At 44.4% G+C, this 25287-nt stretch carries 23 protein-coding genes; 3 read left to right on the plus strand and 20 right to left on the minus strand.

Features of this window, described 5'->3' with window-relative positions:
* From LKD71_RS02410 to rfbB, 8 genes are all read right to left on the minus strand, one after another.
* Positions 1-2547 carry a glycosyltransferase family 2 protein gene (locus tag LKD71_RS02410; RefSeq protein WP_227614198.1) on the minus strand — a complete coding sequence of 849 codons (2547 nt, stop codon included), beginning with the start codon at positions 2545-2547 and terminating at the stop codon, positions 1-3.
* Positions 2548-2567: 20 nt separating this feature from the next.
* Positions 2568-3860 carry a protein kinase family protein gene (locus LKD71_RS02415; protein ID WP_227614199.1) on the minus strand — a complete coding sequence of 431 codons (1293 nt, stop codon included), beginning with the start codon at positions 3858-3860 and terminating at the stop codon, positions 2568-2570.
* Complete coding sequence (locus LKD71_RS02420; protein ID WP_227614200.1) at positions 3857-4786, minus strand: SAM-dependent methyltransferase; 930 nt, start codon at positions 4784-4786, stop codon at positions 3857-3859. The genes LKD71_RS02415 and LKD71_RS02420 overlap by 4 nt, the downstream gene beginning before the upstream one ends.
* Positions 4787-4800: 14 nt before the next feature.
* Positions 4801-6057 carry an ABC transporter ATP-binding protein gene (locus LKD71_RS02425; protein WP_178047057.1) on the minus strand — a complete coding sequence of 419 codons (1257 nt, stop codon included), beginning with the start codon at positions 6055-6057 and terminating at the stop codon, positions 4801-4803.
* A 171-nt stretch (positions 6058-6228) separates the two neighbouring features.
* A complete protein-coding gene (locus tag LKD71_RS02430; RefSeq protein ID WP_178047056.1) occupies positions 6229-7053 on the minus strand; it encodes an ABC transporter permease in 825 nt (274 codons plus the stop codon).
* Positions 7054-7062: 9 nt separating this feature from the next.
* Positions 7063-7623, minus strand: coding sequence for a dTDP-4-dehydrorhamnose 3,5-epimerase (gene rfbC, locus LKD71_RS02435; RefSeq protein ID WP_178047055.1), 561 nt, complete (start codon positions 7621-7623; stop codon positions 7063-7065).
* 92 nt (positions 7624-7715) lie between these two features.
* Complete coding sequence (gene rfbA, locus LKD71_RS02440; RefSeq protein ID WP_227614201.1) at positions 7716-8585, minus strand: glucose-1-phosphate thymidylyltransferase RfbA; 870 nt, start codon at positions 8583-8585, stop codon at positions 7716-7718.
* 15 nt (positions 8586-8600) lie between these two features.
* A complete protein-coding gene (gene rfbB, locus LKD71_RS02445) occupies positions 8601-9683 on the minus strand; it encodes a dTDP-glucose 4,6-dehydratase (protein ID WP_227614202.1) in 1083 nt (360 codons plus the stop codon).
* 180 nt (positions 9684-9863) lie between these two features.
* On the opposite strand from rfbB, the gene LKD71_RS02450 reads away from it, so the two are divergent.
* The 3 genes from LKD71_RS02450 to LKD71_RS02460 all read left to right on the plus strand — a co-directional run bounded on the left by LKD71_RS02450 (position 9864) and on the right by LKD71_RS02460 (position 14257).
* Positions 9864-11147, plus strand: a complete 1284-nt coding sequence (locus LKD71_RS02450; protein ID WP_227614203.1) for a fibronectin type III domain-containing protein — start codon at positions 9864-9866, stop codon at positions 11145-11147.
* A gap of 80 nt (positions 11148-11227) precedes the next feature.
* Complete coding sequence (locus LKD71_RS02455; RefSeq protein WP_227614204.1) at positions 11228-12148, plus strand: nucleotidyltransferase family protein; 921 nt, start codon at positions 11228-11230, stop codon at positions 12146-12148.
* A gap of 21 nt (positions 12149-12169) precedes the next feature.
* Positions 12170-14257: a lectin like domain-containing protein gene (locus LKD71_RS02460; protein WP_227614205.1), complete on the plus strand. Its 2088-nt coding sequence runs from the start codon at positions 12170-12172 to the stop codon at positions 14255-14257.
* Positions 14258-14313: 56 nt separating this feature from the next.
* Here LKD71_RS02460 and LKD71_RS02465 read toward each other — a convergent pair whose 3' ends face one another.
* The 12 genes from LKD71_RS02465 to LKD71_RS02520 all read right to left on the minus strand — a co-directional run bounded on the left by LKD71_RS02465 (position 14314) and on the right by LKD71_RS02520 (position 25275).
* Positions 14314-15243: a glycosyltransferase family 2 protein gene (locus LKD71_RS02465; protein WP_227614206.1), complete on the minus strand. Its 930-nt coding sequence runs from the start codon at positions 15241-15243 to the stop codon at positions 14314-14316.
* A 14-nt stretch (positions 15244-15257) separates the two neighbouring features.
* Positions 15258-16193, minus strand: coding sequence for a dTDP-4-dehydrorhamnose reductase (gene rfbD, locus LKD71_RS02470; RefSeq protein ID WP_227614207.1), 936 nt, complete (start codon positions 16191-16193; stop codon positions 15258-15260).
* A gap of 27 nt (positions 16194-16220) precedes the next feature.
* Positions 16221-16760 carry a hypothetical protein gene (locus LKD71_RS02475; RefSeq protein WP_227614208.1) on the minus strand — a complete coding sequence of 180 codons (540 nt, stop codon included), beginning with the start codon at positions 16758-16760 and terminating at the stop codon, positions 16221-16223.
* Positions 16757-18055 (minus strand): AAA family ATPase, encoded by a 1299-nt coding sequence (locus tag LKD71_RS02480; protein WP_227614209.1) that lies wholly within the window; start codon positions 18053-18055, stop codon positions 16757-16759. Before LKD71_RS02480 ends, LKD71_RS02475 begins: the two co-directional genes overlap by 4 nt.
* Before the next feature lie 106 nt (positions 18056-18161).
* A complete protein-coding gene (locus LKD71_RS02485) occupies positions 18162-18803 on the minus strand; it encodes a sulfatase-like hydrolase/transferase (protein WP_227614210.1) in 642 nt (213 codons plus the stop codon).
* Between the two features lie 51 nt (positions 18804-18854).
* Positions 18855-20075, minus strand: coding sequence for a DUF6020 family protein (locus tag LKD71_RS02490; protein ID WP_331466367.1), 1221 nt, complete (start codon positions 20073-20075; stop codon positions 18855-18857).
* Between the two features lie 8 nt (positions 20076-20083).
* Complete coding sequence (locus LKD71_RS02495; protein WP_227614212.1) at positions 20084-20473, minus strand: DUF2304 domain-containing protein; 390 nt, start codon at positions 20471-20473, stop codon at positions 20084-20086.
* 12 nt (positions 20474-20485) lie between these two features.
* Positions 20486-21178, minus strand: coding sequence for a glycosyltransferase family 2 protein (locus tag LKD71_RS02500; RefSeq protein WP_227614213.1), 693 nt, complete (start codon positions 21176-21178; stop codon positions 20486-20488).
* Positions 21179-21199: 21 nt separating this feature from the next.
* Positions 21200-21982 (minus strand): glycosyltransferase family 2 protein, encoded by a 783-nt coding sequence (locus LKD71_RS02505; RefSeq protein ID WP_227614214.1) that lies wholly within the window; start codon positions 21980-21982, stop codon positions 21200-21202.
* A gap of 22 nt (positions 21983-22004) precedes the next feature.
* Positions 22005-22904, minus strand: a complete 900-nt coding sequence (locus LKD71_RS02510) for a glycosyltransferase (RefSeq protein WP_227614215.1) — start codon at positions 22902-22904, stop codon at positions 22005-22007.
* Between the two features lie 3 nt (positions 22905-22907).
* Complete coding sequence (locus LKD71_RS02515) at positions 22908-24032, minus strand: glycosyltransferase WbsX family protein (protein WP_227614216.1); 1125 nt, start codon at positions 24030-24032, stop codon at positions 22908-22910.
* 19 nt (positions 24033-24051) lie between these two features.
* On the minus strand, positions 24052-25275 hold the full coding sequence (locus LKD71_RS02520) for a lipopolysaccharide biosynthesis protein (protein WP_227614217.1): 1224 nt from the start codon (positions 25273-25275) through the stop codon (positions 24052-24054).
* Positions 25276-25287: the final 12 nt, after the last annotated feature.

Genomic DNA, 25287 nt, shown 5'->3' on the forward strand with positions numbered 1-25287 from the left:
TTAAACCTCCTCCCCATTGGGGAACAGTTTTTCCCATTCCTCCGGGACCTCGTGTTCCTTTCTCAGGGTACATTCCCCGTTCAAAAGTGTCAGATTCGGGCTGTAGTAAGGGTCGCCCTGTTCGAGGAAAGCCTTCCAGCGTTTCCGGAAACGGATCACCTCGCCTTTAAAGCGTGCAAGCTTCTCCGGCGTGTTCTCGTAGCCTCTGGATTTGGACTCATAGTGGTAGAGCTCCACATTCGGATCCTGGACGATAAGTTTTCCGGTCTCCCGGATTCGAAGACAGAGATCCACATCGTTGAAGGCCACCTCGAAGCTCTCGTCAAAGCCGCCGATCTCCTCAAAAACCGATCGCTTCACCAGCATGCAGGCCGCCGTTACGGCGCTGATATCCTGCACGGCCCGAAGCCGTCCAAAGTAACCGTTGTCCCGTCTGGTCTTGAAGTTCTGCACATGGGCCGCATAATTCGCGATGCCAACCACAACGCCGCAGTGCTGTACCAATTCATCGGGATAGAAAAGCTTCGCTCCCACGGCTGCCGTGTCCTCCCGCTGACAGAAACCCAGCATCTCGCGGATCCAGAAGGGACTGATGACCTCCGTGTCATTGTTCAGGAAGAGAATGTACTCGCCCTTCGCACGGCGGACACCGAAATTGTTGATGGCCGAATAATTGAAGCCGCCATGATATGTCACCACCTGGAAGTTCTCATGCTCCCGCTTCATCTTCTCATAGAAGGCAAAGGTTTCCTCTTTCTCGCTGTTGTTCTCCACTACAACGATCTCATAGTTGGGATAGTCGGTCTTCTCATAGATGGAGTCCAGACAAGTAGCCAGAGTCTCGGCCTGATCCTTGTTGGGAATCAGAATCGTCACCAGCGGCTCACTCTTAAGCTTCAGGCGCATCTTATACATAATGAAGATTCCGGTATAGTCCACCTCCGCCTCATAGCCGAGTCTTGCATAGTGCTCGGTGAGGGCCAGCTTGCCTGCGTCGATCGCATAGGTCTTACTGTCCTGGTTGCCAGCGGTGGAAGTATCGGAGACTCTCCAGTGATAGAGCACCTTCGGGATATGGTGAACCCGGTCGGTTTTCTCGATGCAGCGAAGCAGGAAATCATAGTCCTGAGCCCCGTCACACTGCTTCCGAAGAAGGCCGACTTCTTCTGCGAGACTTTTTCTCACCATGACCAGATGGCAGATATAGTTGATGCTCCGGAGGAAATCCGGGTTGAAATCCGGCTTCATCCGGGGAGCAAAGAACCGCTCTCCCTTCTCATCGCAGAGATCCTCGTCGGTGTAAATGAGATCCAGATTCCGGTCTTCGTTCAGTGCCTTTACCATCTCATAGAGGGCATCGGGTTCCAAGAAATCGTCGTGGTCGGAGAACATCAGAAACTCACCGGTGGCCATCCGGATCGCTTCGTTGGTATTCTCGGAAATTCCGGCATTGACCTTAAGATGCTTCAGCTTAATCCTCGGATCATTGCCATAAAACTTCTTCACAAAGGCAGAGGGGCCTTTTTTCGTGCTGCCATCCGCCAGACAGAGTTCGAAATTCCGGTAGCTCTGCGACGTGATCGACTGGAGAAGCTTCCTTAAGAACTCCTGCGGCGTATTGTAGAGAGGAATCACGATGCTGATGAGGGGTTCATAATCAAAGTGCGTGTGTTTCTGCCGGTGAAGCTCCAGAGCAGAAGGCCGCTTCTTTTTGAGCCACATCATATACTGCTCTTCGTCGGTGAAAACACTGTCCTTCACCTGCTCCACGAGCCCGGTAATGCCTCTTTTCTTCAGGATTGCCCTGTTCTCAGCCAGCTTTCCGCGACCGATGGCCTTTTTAAGCCTTCCGACCTTTGATACGGAAAAATCAAATTTTTTCATCGAGATCTCGTAAGTTTTCTCAACGAGAGCATTTTTCATATGGAAGACCAGCTTTTTCCCCTCAAACTCCGATCTCGGATAGGAAAAGGCAAAACCGGCCTCGGTATTTTCCGGCACCACGCTCTCCAGTCCCGTATTTTCCGCCACATCAGGCCGAAAGGAACGCTTCAGGGCACCGGGCACCTCATTTCCGTTCTCGTCGGTGATCGAAAGGTTATTTTCCCCGGTGAGATCAAGAATCCAGCCCCGGATTGTGATCTTCCGGTCTTCCAGGCCGCAGAAGTCCACATAGTACTGGATGGAAGCGGCTTTCCAGCCCTCTTCCAGCTCCGAAGCATTCTTTTCCAGCAGGACTTTTTCCTCGGCTCCGGCTTTCAGAAGGATCTTTAAACCTTTTCCGACCTTTATGAAATTCTTCTCAAAATCGCCCAGCTTCACACGAAAGCCCAGTTCATCCGCCTGGGCCGCATAAGACGGATAGCGTTTTACCACATCCGGTCGCGGATAAAATTTCACCTCAGCCTTCACCGGCTCTCCCTTTTCATCCAGAACCAGGATCGCTGCGCTCTCTCCCTCCACAGCCTTCCAGCCCTGTACCGTCAGACTCCCTCCCGGAACCCACTGGTAACTTTCTGTGTCAACTACTACTTTCTGAATGCTCATCGATACTCCTTTAGCCCTTCTTATTTCTGATGCTGTTCTCTGTAGCCTCTGTATTTCTCATATGCTTTCCATACCTTCGTATGTTTCATCTCACTGATGGTATTCTCTGCCTGGCGAAGCTGCTCCCGAAGCTTCCTGATCTCTTCTCCCCGGGATGCGGAAAGCTCCGCCAGCTGACCAAGCTCTTTCTTCGCTCCTGTCTCCAGCGGATAAACCGCCAGCTCCACCCGAAGATTTTTCGCTCCTTCAGGAATCTCCGTCAGATAAAAGTTCGGATCATCCTCCCCGAAAAAGAGCCAGTTTCCCATCGAACTTCCCTTCGCCAGCGTCACAGGCGCCTGACCGGTCTGTCCGTCAAAAGCAAGCCACCGGAGCTCCGTCATGCAGGCACGGTAGCCCGGATCCAGCCGAAGACTCTTCACGCCCTCTGGCAGAAGAATCTCTTTTTCAATCTCCCAGCCCTCTCTGTGACTCATCTGAAAAAGTCTTGAATTCCCCTCGGAAAAACCATCTCCGCAGTCAAAATAAACCTGCAGCATCTCCTGTGGAAAGTAGTCCGTCACCCGAAGAGAACCGGCGCTGATATCCTGATAGAGATCCCGGATGGGCGTATGCCGACGGCAGACATATTTCTGGAAGGAGGTCTCCATGGCCTCGTAAGCCTTGCGCTCCTCACTGGTGATTCCCATTTTTTCATAGAGATCAAAGGATTTGAACTCTTCGCCCCGGTCTGCATGGTCCGTAAAGTAAAAAATGATCCGGTAGAGAATAAAATTCACCGGAATCGGAAAATCAAAGCTCCATTCATAGTCGATGGCGGTCCATTTTTCTCCGGTGAGAACGATATTTCCGCAGACCAGATCAATATTGGAAAACGGCGCGCAGACCGTCTCTTTCGGAAGCTCGTGTTCCCCGAACACCTCCCGGAAACCCTCTGTGATCTCAAAGCTCGCTCCTTTGTGCAGGGACTTTACAAATTCGAGATAGTCCAGAAGCTCCTCCGCGCAAGGCTCGATGCCCTGCTTCTTTTCCACAGATAAGAGATGTTCCTCCAGCGTCTCCCCCGTGAGATACTCCAGCTCCACGCCGCCGGGAATCAGGCTGCACACGTTATATGAGAGTTTCGTTCCCTCCAAAACTCTGGAAAACGCCTCGTACCAGTGGTAGATGGCCTCCACATGAAGTTTCCCTTCTGGGAATTCCGGAAGTTTCCGCACATAGCGGACGCCCTCCTCATCCTCCAGAATGTCCGTGCGGATGGCAAGACAGTGATTTCTCTCATTGGAATATTTGGAATAAATAATCTTCTTCATGACTCCTCCTTTCCCAGCAGCACCAGAAAGGAATTGGAAAACTCCGGAAACAGCCCGTTGTCGATGAGGGTATCGAAGACCTTTGACTCATCGAAAAGCAGAAGCCGTCTCTGGTCGTAGTTGCAGATATTTTCTTTGAGGTCCCCTTTTCTCGGAAGGTAAGCGTCCGAGTAGATGGAGAAGGGGAATTTGTAATCCGGGTAGGGATAGTAGAACTCCGGCCGGAAATTTCCTGCTTCATGGAAGAGCCGGATCAGCTCCGTTTTCGAAAAGGTGTGGACATCCTTCGTGTTGGGATAGCCTTCGAGTCCCTCGAAGAAACGGCCCACATGGTCCTCGGCACAGCCCGCCCAGTATTTTAAGCCCAGACGGTTCTCGATGGCAATGACGATCTTTCCGCCCGGAGCCAGATGGCGCTCCACCAGCTGAAGCATATAACTAAAGGGATTCTCGTTGTCCGTATAGCAGGCCGCATACTCGAAGACGCCGATGAAGGTGATGTAATCGTACTTCTCCGCCAGCGTCTTTTCCACCTCCTCAAAGGCTCCCAGAAGGATCGTCACATTATCGCAATCCTCATTCCGGTAAGCATTGACGAGGCTTCTCTGTCTGGAAAGCTCCACACAGGTTACGCTTCCGGCTTTCTTTGCCAACGCTCCGGTGATGGCTCCGCAGCCGGCTCCGATCTCCAGAACTTTATCCTCTTTCGTGATGGGCAGCCAGCTCACTATATTCCCACGGATATGGGAAAAATGGTACATCACCGGCCAGCTTTTTCTCTCAGCGATGACCTGATTGTACTCTTCAGGCGTATGACAGCTTTTCGCAATCTCCAGAAGTTCTTCTTCCACAGGACCATCACTGTACAGGTCGCTGCCTGAATAACAGGTGTCATCCAGAGTGATTTTTCCAATTTTCTCCCTCATAAAATTTCCCTTTCTTATTTTGTTACCTGCACCTCAATCCTGGAGTTCATATCGTAGAAGCCCACGGTGTCCTTCATGGATACCACGTTGACGCTGCAGGCGTCATAGAGACGGTGGAACACATGGAAATCTCCCTCCATATATCCGGTACAGCCAAAGGAAATGAGATAGCTTCCGCCCTGAAGATCCATCTTCTGGGTGAAAGAAACCTCCACCACCGTATCTTTTTTTGCCGGAACCTCGATCTTCTCGTACATCGTGTTGGTGCCTGTGATCTCCGTTCCTTTCATATCCTTGATCGTGAAAGCCACAATGGGCTCCTGAAGGTCTTTATGGAACTCAATCTTCATCTTGAAGGTACAGGTGGTTCCCTTCTCGATCGTGTTGGTCAGTTTTCCATCCTTATCCACGACGGCAAAATCGACAATCTCCGCCAGTTTTTCTCCGTACTCCAGGAGGTTGGGGTTCACCTGGATCTTGCTTCTCCACTCGCCTTCTCTGGCGATGTGTTTCTCCGGCTCCCCTTCCTGATGGACCAGGAAACGTTTGTAGAGGTCAACCATGGCTTTGGGGCTCCCCTCGTCCACCTTGACGCCTTGATTCAGGAGCACGACGCGGTCGCAGTATTTGCTGATGCTGCTGAGGTCATGGCTCACAAAGAGGATCGTCTTGCCCTGTTTTTTGAACTCCTCGAACTTATGATAGCATTTTGCCTGGAAAAAGACGTCTCCCACGGAAAGTGCCTCGTCTACAATCAGGATCTCCGGGTCGATATTGATCGCCACAGCGAAGGCCAGGCGGACAAACATACCGCTGGAGTAGGTTTTCACGGGCTGGTTGACGAAATCGCCGATATCTGCGAATCGCAAAATTTCCGGAAGACGCTTGTTAATTTCCTCCTCCGTGAAGCCCAGCATCGTACCGTTGAGGTAGACGTTTTCCACGCCAGTATACTCCATGTTGAAACCGGCTCCCAGCTCCAGAAGAGCGGAGATTCTGCCGTTCACCGTCACATTTCCCATCGTAGGCTGCAGCACGCCGGTGATGATCTTCAGCACCGTAGATTTTCCGGAACCGTTGGTTCCGATGATGCCCACGGTCTCTCCTCGGTGTACATCAAAGCTCACCTGATCCAGGGCTTTGTGTTCCCGGTATTTCTTTTCCTTTGTAAACCCAAGGGCCTCTTTTAAGCGGTCTGAGGGTTTGTTGTATAACCGGTAGATCTTACTCACATTATCTACGCGGATCGCAATGTTCTTATCCTTATCCAAAAATCCATCCTCCTGCTCTTCTTACAGTACATAACTGTTCAGTACCTTCTCAGTTATGTGCAAAAATCCAATGAAAATCGCCTTCGGCGATGGGATTTTTGCATGCTACCCTCGGGATTTTGGCATATTCATGCCAAAACACCTCGCGGGACAGTGACTGCTGAATAGATACTACAATACATCTGCAAAGTGGCCCTTCAGCCGGTTGAATACCCAGGTGCTGAAGACATAGCACACAATCAGAAACGCCCAGAAATACACGGTCAGAAGCTTATCCTCCCAGAACCAGCGCTGCTCGATAAAGGCATTCCGGTAGCCGTGAACGATGTAGTAGAACGGGTTCAGCTTCAGAATCCGCATGACCGTGCTTCCCCAGGAATAACCGTTCAGGAAGGAAAGGTCCCACATAACCGGAGTCATCCAGACGCCGATCTGCAGAAGAATGGAGACGATCTGTCCCATATCCCGGAAAAAGACGATGACAGAGCTCGTCGTATAGACGATGGCCAGGATCAGCAGGAAGAGGCAGATCATGTAGTAAAGGATCTCCAGATAATAAATATTCGGATAGTAGCCGTAGCAGGCAAACAGGATCATGGCGAAAGCCACGAAAAACAGATGGATAACCAGAGCTGAAAGAAGCTTTACCACCGGCAGGACACTGATGTCAAAGACCACTTTTTTTACCAGATAACTGTATTCCAGAAATGAGTTGGTTCCCGTGATCAGTCCCTCCTGGAAATACATCCATGGAACAATACCGGACACCAGGTAAAGGACGAAAGGCGTCCCGTCTCCCGAGGCAGCCCCTCCCCGCATGGCGATGCCAAACACGAAATAATAGACCAGAATCGTCACGATGGGCTGGATGAAGGCCCAGATCGTTCCAAAATAGGAGCCGGCAAAACGGCTCTTCAGGTCATTCTTTGCCATTTTTTTTACAAGCCGCCGGTTTCGATACAGGTCAGACGGCAAAGTACACAGATCTTTCAGCATATGATTCTCCTACTTATTTTTCTCCTGATATTCCTTGAAAGAACCCCAGTGCTGGTCTTTCTCGGAAATGGTCAGCTCCATGCCTTCCGGAATAGGCCACTGTACGTTGATGTCCGGATCTCTCCAGGAAAGTCCGCCCTCATCGTTGGGATGATAGAAATCGGTACATTTGTAAGCAAACTCCGCATGGTCGGAAAGCACCAGGAAACCATGGGCGAAATTCTTCGGGATGAAGAACTGCTTCTTGTTCTCAGCAGAAAGCAGCACACCAAACCATTTTCCATAGGTCTTGGAGCCTTTTCTCAAATCGACTGCCACATCATAAACCTCACCGGCCACCACGCGCACCAGCTTGTCCTGGGGATAGTTGATCTGGAAATGCAGGCCGCGGAGCACGCCTTTTTTGGATGCAGACTGGTTGTCCTGCACGAACTCCATGTCGATGCCTGCCTCCTTGTAATCGTTATAATTGTAGGTTTCCATAAAATAGCCTCTCTCATCCCCGAAAACGGTGGGGGTAATGACCTTCAGGCCCTCGATTTCACAAGTTTCCACTGTAATTTTTCCCATTTTTTTGTCCTCCTGACATTTTTACTTTTTATCCTTTAAACAATGAAAACCAGAAGGCCCCAGTCTCCTGGTTCCTTCTGGTCACTGAAGGCTTAAAGTCCCTCTGCTATCTCTACCAGATACTGGCCGTAAGCGGTCTTCATCAGCGGTTTTGCAAGCTCAAGAAGCTGTTCCTTATTGATAAAGCCTCTGCGATAGGCAATTTCCTCGATACAGGAGATGTAAAGGCCCTGCCGCTTCTGGAAGGCTGCCACAAAATCAGCCGCGTCCAGAAGAGAGTCATGATTTCCCGTATCCAGCCATGCAAGGCCTCTTCCCAGAGTCTCTACATGAAGTTTGCCCCTTCTGAGATATTCATTATTCACGCTGGTGATCTCGATCTCGCCTCTTGCGGAGGGTTTTACATTTTTCGCAATCTCTACCACATCATTGTCATAGAAATAAAGGCCCGGCACCGCATAGTTGGACTTCGGATGCTCCGGTTTCTCCTCGATGGAAAGGGCCTTGCCGTTCTCGTCAAATTCTACCACGCCGTACTCTCTCGGGTCTCTCACATAGTAGCCGAAGATGGTCGCGCCGTCTTCTCTGGCTGCCACTCTCTGAAGCACCTTGGAAAAGCTCTGTCCGTAGAAAATGTTGTCACCCAGGATCAGCGCCACGTTATCGTCTCCGATGAATTTCTCACCGATGATGAAAGCGTCTGCCAGTCCTCTGGGACTCTCCTGAACTGCATAGGAAATATCAATTCCCAGCTGTTTTCCGTCGCCTAAGAGTTCCTCGAATACCGGAAGGTCTCTCGGGGTGGAAATAATCAGGATTTCTCTGATGCCGGAAAGCATCAGAATGGAAAGCGGATAGTAGATCATTGGTTTGTCATAAACCGGCATGATCTGTTTGGAAATGGCCTTGGTCAGCGGATACAGACGGGTTCCGGAGCCTCCGGCTAAGATAATACCTTTCATAAGTAATTACTCCTTTTATCTATGGCTGTACATGTCCTCATAGTATTTCTGATAATCGCCGCTGGTGATGCGATCCATCCAGTCCTCATGCTCGAAATACCATTTGATCGTCTTCCTGATGCCTTCTGCGAAGCAGGTCTCGGGATACCAGCCCACCTCAGCCTTGATCTTGTCCGGTGCGATGGCATAACGGCGGTCATGGCCCTTACGGTCCTCCACATAGGTGATGAGGTCCTCGCTCACAAGCGCTTTTCTCGGATCTCCCTCCGGAAGCATCTCCTGCAGAGTATCCAGAATGATGTGAATGATCTCGATGTTCTGTTTCTCATTGTGTCCGCCGATGTTGTAGGTCTCGAAGAGACGGCCTTTCTCCTGTACCATATCGATTCCCTTGGCGTGATCCTCTACATAAAGCCAGTCGCGGACGTTCTTGCCATCGCCGTATACCGGCAGTTTCTTGCCGTGCAGGGCATTGTTGATGATAAGCGGGATCAGCTTCTCCGGAAACTGATAGGGGCCGTAGTTGTTGCTGCAGTTGGTGATATTGGCCGGGAAATGGTAGGTATCCATATAAGCCTTCACCAGCATGTCAGAAGAAGCCTTACTTGCGGAGTAGGGGCTGTGGGGCGCATAGGGAGTGGTCTCGTAGAAATAGCCGCCGTCCTCGGTGAGGGAACCGTACACCTCATCGGTGGAAACGTGAAGGAATTTCTTACCCTCCTTGAAGGTGCCATCCGGCAGCTCCCAGGCGTTTTTTGCAGCGTTCAGCATATTCAGTGTTCCCAGAACGTTTGTCTTAACAAAAACATCCGGATTCTTGATGCTGCGGTCCACATGGCTCTCAGCAGCGAAATGAACCACACGGTCGATGTCATTCTCCTCAAAGATCTGGATCATCCTCTCTCCGTCGCAGATATCGGCTTTGATAAAGGTGTAATTCTCTTTATCCTCGATATCTTTCAGATTCTCCAGATTGCCCGCGTAGGTCAGGCAGTCCACGTTGATGATGTGAATAGTGTCGCCGTATTTCTTGAACATATAATGGATATAGTTAGACCCGATAAAGCCGGCGCCACCGGTAACCAGATAAGTTTTCATTTTTTTCCTCCTGTTTTTTCTGCATTTGTGCAGACTTTTGGATTATTATATCAAATTTCTGTCCGTACAGCAAGCCCCCATGGAGCTGTTTTTCCGATTTTATTCATTTTTTCATCTTTGGTTTACAGTTTTCAGCAAATATGGTAAACTAAATATATCTATGTCAAGGAGGAAGAGAAAATGAAGAAAGGCAGAAAGTTTTATGCTTCCCTGCTTCTTTTTACCGCTGCCCTCTGCCCCTTATCCGGCAATCCGGATTTCGGCACGGGCCCGGCAAAAGCAGCAGAAGCCACAGTTTCCGTTCCCCGAAAACTCCTGGCCACGGTAAAATCAGGCTATGTCAAGCTTAACTGGACGAAAACAGCCGGGGCAGACCACTATTTTATCTACCGGAAAGCCGGCTCCTACAAAAAGCTCGCCACCGTCAAAGGGACTGTGACTTCCTGGATCGACCGTACGGCTCCCGGCGGAGGGAAATTCACCTATGCCGTTTCCGCTGTAAAAAACGGAAAAGTAAGCAAACGTAAGACCGTAACCAAAACCCTCGCCTCCCGGCCCGCTCAGCCGAAGCTCAGTGCCCTTACCTATTCTAATAATGCACTGAAGCTCACCTGGCAGAAGTCGGCCAATGCCACCGGCTATCTCATTTACCGGAAAGTCAGCGGAGGCAAGTTCGTACAGGTGACAAAGACACCTCTGGATGCCTCTGTCCTTTCCTATACGGATTACACCGTCCAGAAAAATAAAACCTACAGCTACACAGTTCAGGCTGTGGCCGCCGGTGTCCGCAGCACCTACAGCAAGACCGGCCTTACCCGGACCTGTTCGGAGTACCGTTCCATCGAAAATACCGCTTCCTCTTATTCCATCGAGGCAGATGTAAAGCTTGCCGGAACCGGCAGCGGCTATCATGCCAAACTCGTGGCCTGCACAGCGACCTCTGCCATCAGCTTCGGCATCCAGTACGATAAGTACGGCATCCCTCCCTATACGGACAAGACGGCTTTCATCGTAGAAAATGTCAAATCCAACAATCCTGGCGATCAGGACTATTCCCGTACCCGCTTTGCAGCCCGCAACAAGACCTATCATCTGATGCTCACCATCCGTAAAAATGGCCGGTGCGAATTCTATGTGGATGGTGTCCGTGTTGGCTATGCCATAAACAAAAACCTGGCCAACCAGAACGACATTGCTCTTCGCATCGAAGGCTCTGCCCGTTTAAACGGAGACAGTGTCAACGCCTCATTCAGCAACATCCGGATCAAAAAGAACGGAGAATATGACGCGGAACGGAGCTGGAACACCTATGATTTCACTACAAATACGGGAATCAAGGCAAATACCAGCCGTTTTGAAACCGCCCGCGCCGTCACCATCAAAGGAAAGGTCAATGGACTGACCAAAGATCAGGATTGGGACAGCGCCTATGACAAAGTTTCCGGCATCATTCAGTTCTGGTAAAAAGTTCCGTATTTCACGGCTTTTTTATACACAGCGGAAAGCATTTTCTGCCAAACTATTCACCAAAGGAGATTTATTTTATGAAAGATACTGCATTAGTCGTCATGGCAGCCGGTATCGGCAGCCGTTTCGGAGGAGGCATCAAACAGCTGGCCCCAGTGGGTCCCAATGGGGAAATCATTATGGATTACTCGATCCATGATGCGCTGAAAGCCGGTTTTAACAAGATCGTCTTCATCATCCGCAAGGATATCGAGGAAGAGTTCCGCACCGTCATCGGAAACCGCATGGAGAAGATGGCTGACGTTTCCTATGTATTCCAGGATATGTACGATCTGCCGGAAGGCTTCACCTGCCCGGAAGACCGCAAGAAACCCTGGGGAACCGGTCAGGCCGTTCTCGCCTGCCGCAAGACCTTAAATATTCCCTTTGCCGTCATCAATGCCGATGACTACTATGGAAAAGAAGGCCTGAAAAAAATCCACGAGTTCCTCGTTTCCGAACAGCCGAAAGACGGCAAAGCTCACTACTGCATGGCGGGCTTCATCCTTGGAAATACCTTAAGTGAAAACGGTTCCGTCACCCGCGGCATCTGCAAGGCCAACGAAAACGGCCATCTGACCCACGTCGTTGAGACCCACGATATCTGCAAGACCGCAGAGGGCGCAGGCGTTCCCGACGGAAAAGGCGGCCTTACCCCGGTAGATGTGCATAGCCTCGTTTCCATGAATATGTGGGGATTCACACCGGATATTCTGGACATTCTGGCCAAAGGCTTCCCGGAATTTTTAAGCCAGATCAAGCCCGGCGATATCAAAGCCGAGTATCTTCTGCCCACGATCGTCGATCAGCTGATCCAGAGCGGCCAGGCCGATGTGACCGTCCTGCCCACCCACGACAAATGGTTTGGCGTGACCTACAAAGAAGACAAAGACTTCGTGATCCAGTCTTTCAAGGAACTCATCGAAGCCGGCGTTTACCCCGAAAATCTTTATAACTGACAGAAAAGAGCTGACAGACCCATGAGAAAACCATCTCTCTATTTACGAAATGTTGTCAGCGCGCTGATTCTGGCCGGTGCCTGCCTTATGGCAGGCACTTCCGTTTCTGCCGCTGATATTCCTTCCGCTCTGCCATCGGCGGGGCTTCCCTCTCTTCCGGACTACGGATCGACTGACACCTACTCCCGTTCCTACGGGACGCTTCCGGAAAGCTATGATTCCCGAAAACTCGGACTGATCACTCCCGTCCGCAACCAGAATCCCTGGGGAACCTGCTGGGCCTTCGGCGCTCTCAGTGCCGGAGAAGCCAGCCTCATCAAAAAAGGACTGGCAGACACCTCTGTGGACCTCTCCGAGCTTCACCTGTCTTACTTTTTCTTCAATTCCCCCACAGATCCTCTGGGAAATACAGCAAAAGACACGGTAAGTCTCCCCACCACCGCTTCCAACTACCTGGAATCCGGTGGAAACAACCTCTTCACGATGTTTGAGCTGGCCAGCTGGACCGGAGCCGCCCCAGAAGCTCTGGCTCCCTACGAAAATTCTTCCAGCATTCCCTCCTTAAACAGCGCCCTGGCCTATGAAGACACCGCTCATCTTCAGAATGCCCGCTTTGTGAGCACAGCGGATCTTGACAATGTGAAAAAGCTCATCATGGAATACGGCGCTGTCTCCTCCGCTTTTTACTACGACAGCCGTTATCTCTCTGACAGCAGCGGTTATTATTACCCCAGAGTTGCCTCCTACAACAACCACATCGTCACTCTAGTGGGCTGGGATGACAACTATGCCGCCTACCACTTCAAAGAGGGCAGCCGTCCTTCCTCTCCCGGGGCCTGGATTGCAAAAAACAGCCACGGTATCAGCTTCGGCGACGGCGGATATTTCTATATCTCCTACGAGGACAAGACGCTGAATAACCGGAAAGACGCCCTCTCCTATGCCTTTGATCTGGAGAAAGCCGACAACTATGACCACAACTATCAGTACGATGGTTCCTTCGGCGCTTCCACCCTGGATCTGGACAATGGAGAATGTCTCGCCAACATTTTCACCGTCAGCGGAAATCCCGGCGGCAGAGAACAGCTCAAGGCCGTCTCTTTCGCTCTTTATACTCCGGACGTCTACTACAGCATCCAGGTGTACAAAAATCCGGACCCAGGCGAACCGGAAAGCGGAACCGCCATGTTTTCTTCCAAGCAATATGGCCGCACCACCTACAGCGGCTATTACACGATTCCACTGAAAACCCAGCCTGTCTTCAAGGAAGGAGATACTTTCTCCGTAGTCCTCACCTTCCGTGGAAAAAATCAGACCAGCGTGGACACCTTTGTGGACTATACCTCCAACACAGCCGGCATCCAGTTCCATTCCTCCGCCACCGCAGGGCAGAGCTTTTATAAAAGCAGCGGAACCTGGAAAGATATGACCAGCATCGGCAATAAGAGCGCTGTGGCCCGTATCAAGGCCTTTACTAAAAACACAGCCGCTGCCGTCACTCCCGGAACTGGTTCTGCTTCCAGCTCAACGGTCAGCCTTTCCACACCAAGAATCAAAAGTTACCTCTGCCATGGTTATAACAGCGTTTCTCTTTCCTGGACAGCAGTCAGCGGAGCCACCGGCTATAAGGTCTACCGGAGCACCTCCCTCAATGGCACTTATACACGGATTCTCACCACGAAACGCACCAGTTTTACCGATACCAAGAGAATAACCGGCGTCAACTATTACTACCGGATCCGGGCCTATAAGACCTCTGGAAGTACCACCCTCCACAGCGGCTACTCCAGCACCGTCCGCGTCCGTGTGATCCCGGCAACACCTTCCATTCAGAATGTGCGCCTGGCAAACGGCAACCGAAATCTCCTACTGACCTGGAATGCCGTCAGCGGAGCTACCGGCTACTCCATTTACCGCAGCACCAGCAAAAACGGTACTTACCAGAGAATCAAAATTATCACCTCCGGCCGTACCCTTTCCTATCTCACCAACCTTCCCAAAGAGGGAACCTCATACTACTATAAAGTACAGGCTTACCGCCTCGTCAACAGCAAATACGTCTGCGGTTATTCCTCTTCCCCGAAAGGCTATTACCGGAAGAAAAACTAATTTCATAAAAAAAGACGTCTCACCCTCATCCGAATGATGAAAGTGAGACGTCTTTTTTAATTGTCTTTTTTCCTGCCGCTGATCTTTCTCGCGATAAAATACCGCGGTCTTCCCTTGACTTCCTCGTAAATCTTCGCAATATAAATTCCGATGACGCCAAGGCTCAGCATGATGAGGCTGCCTATAATCAGAAGAAGCAGAATCACCGTCGTGAAGCCCTCCAGCGCATGGCCGCAGAAATATTTTACCAGGGACTGGATTCCCAGCACCACCGCCAGCAAAAGGGTCAGCACACCGGCCACCGTGATCATCTGCAGCGGCGCGGAGGAAAAGCCTACGATATTCCGCACGGCATATTTGATCAGAGACCAGGTGGACCACTTGGATTCTCCCTCAGTTCTCTCCTGAACGTCAAATTCCACACTGGTTGTCCGATACCCAACCCAGGAAGAAAGTGCCCGGAAAAAGGCATTTCTCTCCGGCATGGAAAGCAAAGCCTCCACGGCCTTCCGGTCCATCAGCTTGAAATCCGAAGCCCGGGACATATCGATCTGAACCGCCTTGCTCATAATTTTATAGAACATTCCGGCACTGGCCCTGTGAAGAATGCTTTCCTTTCCACGGCTTCTCTTCACGCCCTCTATCACTTCATAACCCTGTTCCCAGAGACGGTACATCTCCACCAGAGTCTCTGGCGGATGCTGCAGGTCACAGTCCATAACGGCGATACAGTCGCCCTCCGCATTGGCAAGGCCCGCAAAAATCGCTGATTCCTTGCCAAAATTTCTTGAAAAACGAATGCCCGTCACATGGCTGTTTTTCTCCGCCGCTTTCTCGATCATTTCCCAGGTCTGATCCTTGGAGCCGTCATTTACGAAGACCAGCTCAAAAGGAATTTTTTCTCTTTCCATAATCCCGCTCACAACTTCCGTTGTCTTTAAAATCATTTTCTCTTCATTATAAGCGGGGATTACAATTGATAACATCTCTGTCGTCCTCTCTAAAACTCAATCTCTTTCAGATAACGGCCCAGCGCATCCTGCCAGGTCGGGAGGGGTGTAAAGCCGTTCTCCACCAGTTTGCTCTTGTCCAGTCTGGAGTTAAACGGGCGTTTTGCCTTGGAAGCTCCGTACTCCGCTGTTGTCACCGGCTTTACCTCTACCTTTGCATACTCCGTATGCCCCTGCTCGATGGCCTGACGGAAGATTTCCTTCGTGAAATCATACCAGCTGATGTAGCCGCCCTCGTTGGTCGCATGATAATAACCATATTTCTCGGTCTCGATCATATCCACCAGCAGTCTTGCCAGATCGTAGGTATAAGTCGGAGTTCCGATCTGGTCGCAGACAACGGTCAGCTTATCATGAGTCTTGCCCAGATTCAGCATCGTCTTGATGAAGTTCTTTCCATTCACGCCAAATACCCAGGCGATCCGGACAATGAAATATTTCTCCAGATTCTCAGAGACAGCCAGTTCTCCGCCAAGCTTCGTCTCGCCATAGACATTCAGCGGCTTGTAGGTCTTGCAGTCCGGCTGCCAGGGCTCCGTTCCCATTCCGTCAAAGACGTAATCGGTGGAAAGATAGACCATCTTGCAGTCCAGCTTCTTACATGCAAGGGCGATGTTCTCGGTTCCGGTCACATTGACCTTGCGGACCTTCTCCACCTTGTCGTCATCCTCCGCCAGATCCACAGCCGTCCAGGCTGCACAGTGTACCACCACGTCCGGCTTAATCTCCGTCAGCACCTTCTCCACAGCCTCTTTGTCTGTGATATCCAGCTGCACATACGGCATCTTCGTCACAGCGCTGCCGTCTGCAGCTCCGCTGTACTCCGGAGCGATATCGGAACCAACACCCTCGTACCCTCTCTTTGCCAGTTCATTCATCACATCATGGCCCAGCTGTCCGCCGACGCCTGTCACAAAAATCTTCATAAAATCTATTCTCCTTTGTTATATTTTCTAATTTTCAGCAAGATCCACATCTTTCTCTGTTAATTGCTTTTCTGCAATCTTCAAATTACCCTGAAATTCTTTTTCTAACTTTTTTCTTAAGTTTACATACGAAGGGCTGGCTTTTAAATTAGGAGTTGACGATGTAACTACAACTCTCCCATAAACATGCGCTGTTGTTTTAAAAAAATCTTTAAACTGTTCCAAAGTTCCATTTATCTGTTTTAAAGAATGTGCAACATCTACCCCTTTTAGTTCCACCAATACTGCATCTCTTGCTGCAGCATTTAAAACAAACAGATAATCACACTTACAAAGGCCTGCATCGACTGATTTATCCAAAGAAATAATTCCGCCATCCATTTTATACAAAATCACATGATTTTTGTTTGTATTTTCAAGAATGTACTTCTTTTTTCTCTCCTCACATTTCACATTTGACCTTTTATCAGAAGATGCTATACAGTTTTTGATGTTATTGACACAAGTTTTTACTTTTTCTCCATTTATCTGGCTCTCAACACATTCTGTTAAATGTCCACATTTCATCCTTCCATCTCCATAAGCTCTTCTAATTCTTGATTTGTAAGCGAAGAAACTTCATCAATATAATCTGTATCTATCATGTGACTTTCCGCATCCATCAAACTTATCGGAGAATCCGACTCACCGGTGAGTTTAAAAGCTGCAAATTTTTCAAAAGAGAGTCTTAAGCTTTTGGGAATAACCGTTCCGTTTTTTCCTTTAAAACGAGTCTCTATCTTATCCGAATACAGTAAAATATTTAATGAAGTCAAAATATATGGGCTATGGGTTGTAATAATTACGCTGCTTCCAGTCGAATTTGACATCAGTGCCAATAAATCAACGACTTTTTTCTGTGCCAGTGGAAACAAGTGTGCTTCTGGTTCCTCTACTATAAAAAAGCATTTTCTCTTTTCTAATATAAAGATAAATGAAAGCATTAAAATCCATAATACTTCCTGCTGTCCAGAAGAACTATACATAAGTTTTACCCAATGATGCTCATCAAAGTAAACTTTTTCGCCATCTGTCTCACTGGTATAATCCGCTTTAAAAATTTCATGAATCAACTCATATGCCATATCCAGAGAGCTGTTATTGATCTGCCCGCTGACTGTTTTTGTATATTCTTTCACAATATCAGGAATTTTACTGCCAAACCGACTTTTTGTATTTCTGATCAAAGTTATAAATTCCTGCATAGTCAGATCCATATCTGCAATAGAAAAGTCATGCAGCTGCTCTGACATCATCGCTAAAAGGCTCCTGCCTGCCGGAACATAAACAATATCCCGATCATTCTCAAACAATTTTTCAAGCCTTGCGTTTATCTGTTTCTTTAACATAGCCAGTGCCGTCATACTGTCTAAAACAGAACTTATTTCCTTGCTTTTCAAATCAACCAGATACATTTTCGCTGATTCGTCAATAAGACCCTGTATACTTTTTTTCAGGAAATCATCAAACAGGAAACGAACATAGCCGTCCCTATTTAATTGTATCACTACTTTTTTATCATTAAATACATATGTGATTTTAAATCGCGGCATATGAGTTGTTTTTCCAAAGCATCCCATAAACTGCCTGGTCAAATATTTTAAATAAATACTATAATATTCATTTTCGTGATTATAAGTAAACTGATTTGCATCCATCAAAAAATCCAGGGTGTAATCTCTGATTTTCTGACAAAAATAGACCACTTTACATATGGTACTTTTTCCTGATGCCTGCGCTCCTATAAAAAGCTGCATCTGCTTTTCCAAAGAAACCTTTGCTTCCTTTACAGGCCCAAAATTTTCTATATGGATTTCATTCATGACATATCACCATCTTTCTAAATCTAAGAAATGCCTAGAATCTTTTCTATTTTACTATACATGCAATCTTTACGCAAGCACAAGCCTCTTCTCCGCCTCAAACCTTCTACTCTATATCTGACACCAGGTTTGTCTTATCAAAAATATTATTGTACTGAAGAATCTCATACTCATTCAATGCTTCCGAACACTCAGTTGGCAAGTCTCCATCCAATGAATACCAATTTCCGTTCGAATCACAAATAGCACCCTGGCCAATAATCGGAACTGTTCCTTTTAATGCTAGCAGGCTTTCCTGATAGGCTGACATTTTCAAACCAGCCTGTTCTAAGATATAGCTTCCAAGATAATTGGAACTCATATCCTCCACTTTTCGCTCAGTTGCATAGTTTGTCCAGATAATATACGGTGTCATATACCTTTTCTGCAATTCCTGCATATCCAGATCTGATAACTCTTTCCCGAAAAGGTCTTCATAAAATTCAGTCTCGATTGCTGGTAAGTGATCGCCAAACATCACAATCATCGTTTTTTCATCATGGTCTTTAAAATAATCCACAAGTTTTTCAAAAGCCTGATCCGTTACATTGACTTCTGACAAATAGGTTTCTGCCAATGGATAACTCTTCTGATAATTGAGTTTTACTGTGCTGACAAAATCACCAGGGGTAGACTCATCATAACCTCCATGATTCCGCATGGTCACACAGAACGTAAATAATTTTCCCTCCCTTCTCTTTGTCCGCATATATCTCGACAAGCATGTTTCAGAAACTAAGTTGTTAATGTCAGACAACTGTCAGTCTATTTTTCGACTATTATTATCTAATATCAAATAAGGAAAAACCAAACAAACTGGAAGTAAACATATAAATGATAATCCATATCTAGGCCAATAAGTAATTGGAGTTGCAATAAGCAACGTTAAAATATTACCTATACACGGTACAAAAATTAGCACATACTTCATTTTTCCCTTTACTGCTGCTAAAAGAATCATAAAAAGAGCAATCCATAAGCACAACGCCACTGCTGGCATTGGCGTATATATTGAAAAATATTTTTTTAGTAGCATGTCCACTGCATTGTTTTTTCCAAGTAAACTCCCTATTTTAATATTGTATGGTTCTTCTAATGATCCTTCTTTCGGCATTCCCATTGCAATATTATTAGGATCATTATTTAATTCCCAAAAACTTAGTCCCCAAAAACCACAAGTATTTAATTCCCAAGCCTCTAAATATAATTTAGGATTTTTCACAAGTAACGACAACCATACTTTTATAAATTCACTTTGATGTGTATTAAAAAACTCTGTATTAAAATCACTGCTCCATTTAAAATGATCTACAAGTCCTGGGCTATAATTATCTTTATATTTCTCTAATGGCATAAGCTGATTCAAAAATTCTTTTTCATCCTCTGTCATGCTACCATTATAAACAACTGTTCTTGCCACCTGTTGAACAGGTATTCCATAAGATTCAATCGGATCTCCGGTAATTCCTAATATTTTATAACCAGGTCCCTGTACCAACCAAGTAAATAAAATACAAATAACGCTGCTAATTAAGACTTTTTTACATTTCCCCCACTCTAAGTACTTAACAAGAATCCAGAAAGCAATTATTGACACTGAAAATATCATGATATAAATTCCATTATTTCTTGAAAAGCCAATTCCTAACACACAGAAAATACATTGTAAAATATAATTTTTCTCTGTTGCAACTTCCCCCTTTGACCATATCAAATCGAATAATTTTAAGCTATAAAAATAAATTAGCACAGAAAAAACAGGATCTTTCCACATACTAATTGCGTGCTGTGCCCAAAAACGCGGAAACGCAAAAAACATTAATACAATTCCACAAATTACTTTAGATATATTTTTATTTCTTAACCAGCAGATACTATATGAAAAAATCCATGACATTAACAACATCTGAACAAGTGAATACAAGACACACGCAAAGGTATTGTTTCCAGTAAAAGAACTTAAAAGCAAACACCCTTTTATAAAAAGTTTTAATTATCACACCTTTTCCTTCCTTTATTATTATTGGTATTTGTCAAATTTTCCTCTGTTTTTTTCAATCGTTCCAAAGCAATTTCTTGTGTTAACTCTTTTACTCTCGTCTCTAAACTTGATAATTCCACTGTCATTAAAAAAACCTTTACCAGCAGAATAAATATTATAAATGCAAATACTAAATTTGCCGGAGAATATACTCCTAAAATTTTTGAGGCGATATCAAATATCTTAGGATATATTGCCATAATAATAAGAGCAACAGAAAAGATAACCCAAAAAATTGCGTATTCGATCTGCATTTTAAATTTCTTTATTTTTTTCAGCATAGAATATGTACTGACTAACGCCATAAAAATAAGCAACACTCTTAATGCTAATGACATTTCTTTTCCTCCTTACCTTTTGGGTCGCTCTCTGAAATTTTGCATAATTAATATTGATATCATCATTCGGAGCATATATATGATCGACTTTGTTACATTTAAATAACTTTCTCCCGTTTCTCTTTCATTCATGCTAACCTGAACTTCGGATACTTTGCAACCTTTTTTAATAAGAAAAGAAATCGTATCCGGTTCCGGTCCATAGTTTATATTATTGGCAAACTCTTTTAAAACGCTTCTGCCAAACAAACGCATTCCTGAGGTTGGATCCGTTATTCTTTTACCTGTCGTAACTTTTATTCCCCAACTGATTAAACGATTTCCAATCATGCGTGCCGTAAAAGGCTTTTTTTCGGTAACGAATCTTGAACCTATTACAATGTCATAGCCCTTTAAAATTTCTTTGTACATTTTTTCGATGTATTCGGGTCTATGCTGTCCGTCTGCATCAAATTGAATTGCATAATCATAGTTGTTGTAATAAGCATATTTCATTCCCGTTTGAAAAGCTCCTGCCAGCCCCAAGTTAACCGGTAAATCAATAATATTATATCCGTTTTCATGACAAATTTCAGAGGTTCGATCTTTTGACCCATCGTTAACCACTACATAATCAAACTGAGAATAATTTTTTGTAATGTTATTTATAACATTTTCTATACATTCTTCCTCATTATACGCAGGGATAATCAATAACAACTTCATTTTTCTTCCTCCTTTTGTCCATTATCCATTTGACTTTTCTGCGTTTTTATAAACCTTGTTGATAATCTTAGCAATTTTTTCCGGCCAAAACTTCTTTAACATTTCTAAATCTTCAATCGTTCTCAAATTCATCCCTATGATTTCAGTCGTAGTAGATCCTTCATGAACTCTATGTCCCATAAGTTTTTTCCCTGTATAAACAAACTCACCACTCATTCGTGATAATCTTTCCCACGCTTCCCAATCAATATTACTTTTATATCCTACTCTAAAAACTTTTTCAGGTAAATTATCTTTCACATAGGTAACAGCAGGACAGCAGATCGGATTTCCCATTGACAAAATTAATCTTTTAATCAAAACAGTCTTCCTGAGAAATTTTATTTTCAACGGTAAAAGCATAATTTTTTTGATCATTAAATTCTTAGTACGACTTATTTTTTTACCATTTTTTATTTCATAATAGTCGCAAAAAAAGATTAGTGGATTATCAGCCCGTTCCAACAGTTCAACTGCCTTTTCTGCATATTCTCTATCATATATATCATCTTGATGCGCAATCGTCACATAAGGCGTATTAACTTTACTATAAGCATAGTTCCAGTCACTTGCTATATTAGATTTATGATCCGCTATATATAATTTGATAGCATATTTCTCAGCCAATTCTCTGATAAACAAATTATCTGTCGAAGTAGTTATTATCACCTTACTTTTTATCGATTGGTTTTTTATGGATTTAATACACTCTTCCAGATATTCACTTTCCTTATATGCGCATATTACAAATGTATGTTTTATCATAATCTTACCTTTTACTTAATCTTTAAATTTTACCAATCAGCATCAAAAACCTTATAACTAACTCAGAGCTTATATTTGGTCTCCATCTTTTGGGATAAAAAGCTTTTTTTATTGATTTTAACAATGAATATTTTTCTCCACAGAACCACGATGCAATCTCAATATCATGATCATTACATACCGGTGAATATATTCTGACAAATTCCTGTGCACACGACCGTATATCTGAATTTCCCGTAGATAAAGTTTTCCACAGCCACTTAAATTTACTTGAAAGTTTACTCGATGACATACTTATGTCTAATCGCCTGTGCAATGAAGCAATCCTTTTATCGTAATATGATTCCCCAAATTTTGTTATTAAAAGACATGCCCACCAATCATGTGAAGTCAAATTATTAATTTCACAATCCAACATAAGCCTCCGACATTCTCCATTTATAACAATTGAAAAACCCTGATATAAACAATCTGTCAAAGAACGCCGGAAATCAAATTTATACTTTGGAGCCGTGCAAATTCCTAACTCATTTTCCATATCAGCTGACATCAATTTATACGAGCTATGAAACAATAATGGCTTTGTTTGATCCTGTTTTTTCATCCATTCTACAGCCCATTTTATTTTATCTGGAAGCCAAACGTCATCTTGGTCAGAAAAAGCCCAATAAGAACCTGTTTCTGCCTTTTTTAAGAGGGTCAAAAAGCTTTTACCCCACTTTACATTATCACCTCGAAAAAGCACAATTTTTCCTGCCTTCTCATATTCCTTTAAAATATTACAAGTATTATCCGACGAGCCATCATCTCTAACATAGATTCTTATATTTGGATATGTTTGTCCTAAAATACTATCGATTTGATCTTTTATATATTTTTCTCCATTGTAGGTAGAAATCAAGACATTTACAAGTTCTTCCATAACTCAATTTTCCTCTGGCCATTCATTATTTTCTATTAACGCCTGTTTAACTGCTTCTAAATAGCCATATCCATTAATTTTATCTGGTTCAAGCATAGAACCTTCTGCCCATTCATTCCAAGCTGCCACAAAAATCATATCTTTATGGTAAACCTCTTTAGCCCGCCTGATTTGTTTTGAAAAATATTGATGAAATAATTCCGGACTTGCATTGTTTACCACCAGACCATGTTTTCCTTTTCGTGGTGTATTATCCCATCCAGTAAAGGCTCCCGGTATTCTCTTTTCATCCGTTGGCTTTCTATTGATAACACACTCCCACAATTTTCCATAATCCATTAGTTCCAGCTTCGTCACATCCATATTTATTTTCACTTTGAATGTTCTTTGCAGAAAAGATAAAAATTTGTAGCCATTTTTGCGGATGAACATCATCCATTTACTTCTATAATCATAAAAAGCATATGCAGGCTGATGTTCAACGCCAAAGTCAAAACGTGAATCATCTTTATGCTTCTTCATTCCAAAATAGTAATTTTGATATGCAAAGCTAATACCTTTCAAACCTTTCTCTACCGCTTTTTTTTGCCAATAATCAAGCATCTCATTTAAGTTTGAGACATCTTCCGGGTTAAAAATCAATAATAACGGCTTTCCTTCTACACAAATATACCTTTTATCTGAAAAAAAGGTATATAAATAGTCAAAATGTGCATCCCAGTCTTCTTTTCCACCATATGTCTGTGCTATCAGCATCGTGTTATTTCCACTCCAGGAATCAGTCCACGAATGGTTTGCCCAGGAGATACAATATCGAACATTTATATCTTTATTATCACGCAACAGTTCTAATGGTTTTTCCAGAAGTTTACGGCCCTGAATCCAATAGTGATAAATGCAAAAGCCATATATACCATACTTTTCAGCTAAATCAGCCTGCCACTTCAAGGTTTCTACATCTGTCAAGTCATAATAATTATCATTTAAAGGTTCCATTGGCTGCATATGTCCTTCATATAAAGGTTTTGCATTTTTTACATTTGTCCATTCTGTAAAGCCTTCTCCCCAGAATGCATTATTTTCAGGAATCTCGTGAAACTGTGGCAAATAAAACGGAATAACTTTCATTTATTGTTCCTCTCTCTCGTTATAATTTTTTAATTTTATTTCCTATAAATCCCGCACATAACAATATTTGTAATGCTAACGTCAAAATCAATACAATATTAACACCATCCATGCTATATTTTTTTATATAATATATTGATAATACAATACATCCGATAAGACTACAAGCATTAGATATAAGTAAACCTTTAAAATCTCTCAGTACTGTTAAGATAGAACAGGAAAACCAGACTAATGCTGTTAATATCGAACATATAATAACTGGAATTAACATATATGCATATGGTTCTATTTCTTTGCCAAAAATCAAGCACAATGCCCATTTTCCTAATACCTTAGCACCTCCCAAACTAAGTAGTGCAATAATTGTTATTGCTCCCAGACATTTAAATAATAATTTTGAAAATCTGTTTTTGCTTCTATTAGACAACTCCAGAGCAAACAATGACATAATTGGGCTAAATACATATGTAGCCATTACCTGTACTACTGTTGCCGGCATTGAAACTGAAGAATATATTCCCAAGATACTGCTTCCATAATATAATTCCAGGATATATCTGGGAATAGAAGTTATTGCTGTTGACATAAAAACGTACACAACAAGGGGGAAACATTCTTTTAATAGTTCTTCAACTTTCTTTTTATTTCTACCTGTCCAAATTTCATCTATTTTTCCGGCTTTTGGAACATCATATAACCCAATCACCAGATAAGATATTACTACCATAAGAAGAATACTTACTTCGAGTTTTTTCCAAATATATAGCGACACTACAAATGCAGTACAATTAAGTAACCCGCGTATAATAAATGATTTTCCAATAATATCCATACTCCATTTTTTCTGGTCTATTCCATGAAAAACATCTACCAGCGCTTCGTGAGCCTTAAAAATCATATATAAACAAATGACTATGATTGTTTTTAAATCATACCTGTTTATTACTGTAAAAATCAGACATCCTATTATTGCAACCAAACAGGTAACAAATCTTGAATCTATATATTGCCTATTTTCATATTTACCTGAAATATCTGAAACCTGATAATTTCTCATTCCATAAATTGCAATTCCGTAAAAGACATTTGCTATTGACATTGCCAAAGAATAAGTTCCAGCATCATCAAAACCAGATATTCTTACTATGAAAACACTTAACAACCACTGAGTAAGCATATAAATAAAACTGCCTGCCGAACTCCATAAGATATTATTTTTTACATTTATTTTTGTATCCATATAATCACCTAC

This window comes from Fusicatenibacter faecihominis, from assembly GCF_020686945.1.
GTDB lineage: Bacteria > Bacillota > Clostridia > Lachnospirales > Lachnospiraceae > Limivivens > Limivivens faecihominis.